The 2507-nt window shown below is 62.0% G+C and carries 2 protein-coding genes; both read right to left on the bottom strand.

The window, feature by feature from the left end:
* Positions 1 to 133 precede the first annotated feature (133 nt).
* Positions 134 to 892, bottom strand: a complete 759-nt coding sequence (istB, locus tag EV665_RS32020; RefSeq protein ID WP_133037269.1) for an IS21-like element helper ATPase IstB — start codon at positions 890 to 892, stop codon at positions 134 to 136.
* The gene (gene istA / locus EV665_RS32015) at positions 889 to 2385 is read right to left on the bottom strand and encodes an IS21 family transposase (protein ID WP_133037268.1); all 1497 of its coding nucleotides are present in this window, start codon (positions 2383 to 2385) and stop codon (positions 889 to 891) included. The genes istB and istA overlap by 4 nt, the downstream gene beginning before the upstream one ends.
* Positions 2386 to 2507 lie beyond the last annotated feature (122 nt).

Here is a 2507-nt window from a genome sequence, read left to right as displayed (position 1 = left end):
TGTCAACGGCGGAGTAAAAACCGGCCACGGGGCGGAGCAAAAGTCGGCCACTGCGGCGCCGGCCTGAGACCGCCGGGAGGGCTTAAGCCCGAGCGGGGGTCTCGGGCCGGCGTAGCGATTTTTCGGGAGGTTTTCAGCCTGCCTTTCGGGCGCGGCTTTGGGCGAGACGATAGCTGTCGCCGTTCATCTCGAGGATGTTGACATGGTGGGTGATGCGATCGAGCAGGGCACCAGTTAGACGCTCGGACCCCAGGGTTTCCGTCCATTCATCGAAAGGCAGATTGCTGGTGATCAGAGTAGCGCCGCGCTCGTAGCGTTGCGAGATCAGCTCGAACAGCAACTCCGCACCGGTCTTCGACAGCGGCACAAAGCCCAGCTCGTCGATGATGAGCAGCTTGTAGGCTGCCATCTGCTTCTGGAACCGAAGCAGACGCCGCTCATCACGCGCCTCCATCATCTCACTGACCAGGGCGGCGGCCGTCGTGAAGCCGACGGACAAGCCTTTCTGGCATGCGGCCAGGCCGAGGCCGAGAGCCACATGCGTCTTACCCGTGCCGCTGGGGCCCAGGGCGATGACGTTCTCGCGGCGCTCGATCCATTCGCATCGGGCCAGTTCCAGCACCTGCATCTTGTTCAGCTTAGGTATGGCGGTAAAGTCGAAGCTATCCAAGCTTTTGACGACCGGGAATTTGGCCGCCTTGATCCGGCGTTCGACCTTGCGGCGATCGCGTTCGATCATCTCCCGCTCGGCAAGCCGGAAGAGATATCCGACATGATCGACACCTTCAGTGGCACATAGCCGGGCCAGCTTCTGGTACTCCCGCTGGAAGGTCGGCAGCTTCAGGGTCTTGAGATAATGGGCGAGCAGGATCTCTGGTGCTTCGGTGCTCATGCCGCTTCTCCCGCATCCGACGACAGGAGGCGCATGTACGCCTTCGCAGAGGTCTTCTCGACCGTCGCCCTTGGCAGGTAGGGATAGATCGCCAGGTCCAATCGCGGCGGCCGGCGCTCGACCCGGCACAGGATCAGATGCTTGACCGCATCGAAGCCGATCGCACCGAGCTGTATCGCCTGCTTCACCGCTGCATGTAGATCGGGAAGGTCGAAGTTTTCCAGGAGACGGAGAACCTGCACATATTCCCGCCGCCCATGCTTGGCCATGCGGCCTTCCATCAGCCGGCGCAGCGTCGCGAACTCCTCCGGCAGGTCCCAGCCCTGGAGTGGCGCTGCCTGATCCAGCGCATTGATCTTCTGCTCGATCAGCGGCAGGTAATGGATGGGATCGAAGACGACGTCTTCGCGTTCCCAGCATCGCGGATGACGCGCGATAATCTCGCCGCGGCAGCCGATTACCACCTCATTGACATAGCCCCGAACCCAGACGTCCTGATGGCCGTAGGCGACCGGCACGGAATAGTCGTTCGTCTTGTAGCGCACCAGCGACTGGGCAGTCACAACAGCGCTGGCCTGATCGCAGGCATCAAACGACGACGCTGGCAAGGGACGCATGGCCGCAAGATCGCGCTGCAAGCGCTCGCCGATCGTCTCGCTCTCACCGCGTAGCCTGTCGCGCTGACGTTTGCGGCATTGCTCTTCCAGAAAGGCGTTGAACGCATCCCATGTCGGAAATTGCGGGATTGGCACCATGAAATTGCGCCGGGCGTAACCCACGAGGCCTTCGACATTCCCCTTGTCGTTGCCTTTCCCCGGACGACCGTAGCGATCCCGGATCAGATAGTGGGACAGAAAGCCGCTGAACAGCGCTGCCCGCTTGCGTGTGCCGTCCGGCAGGATCTTCGCCACAAGGCAGCGGTCGTTGTCATAGACGATCGACCGCGGTACGGCCCCGAAGAACGCGAACGCATGGATGTGGCCATCGACCCAGGCTTCGGCCACCGCCGCCGGATAGGCCCGCACATAGCACCCGTCGCTATGCGGCAGATCGAGCACAAAGAAGCGCGCCTTCTGCTCCACGCCGCCAATCACGACCGTCGCCTCACCGAAGTCCGCCTGCGCATGGCCGGGCGGATGCGACAGCGGCACGAACACCTCCTGGCGGCGCTGATCACGCTCGCGCATATAATCCTTGATGATCGTGTAGCCGCCCGTGAACCCGCACTCGTCGCGCAGGCGGTCGAATACCCGCTTGGCCGTATGACGCTGCTTGCGCGGCACCTTCAGGTCTTCATCGAGCCAATGGTCGATCGTCGAAACGAATGCATCCAGCTTCGGACGCCGGATCGGTGATCGCCGCTGATAGCCGGGCGGCGTCGAATAGGCCACCATCTTGGCCACGCTGTCGCGCGATATGTTGAAATGCTTAGCTGCCTGGCGCTTCGTCATTCCTTCTGAAACAGCCAGCCGAACCCTCAGATAAAGTTCCACGGTGTAGATCCCCTGTCCCCCCTGCACTCGTTGCAGAAAGGAAATAGGTGGCCGGATTTTACTCCGCCCGCAGCAGCATTATGCCGCCGCTACCGTGGCCGACTTTTGCACCGCCGCTCTCA

Origin of the sequence: Shinella granuli (assembly GCF_004341885.1) — a bacterium.
GTDB classification, from domain to species: Bacteria; Pseudomonadota; Alphaproteobacteria; order Rhizobiales; family Rhizobiaceae; genus Shinella; species Shinella granuli.
The sequence above is the reverse complement of the archived record's forward strand: the minus strand, read 5'-3'. Positions and strand labels throughout refer to the sequence as shown.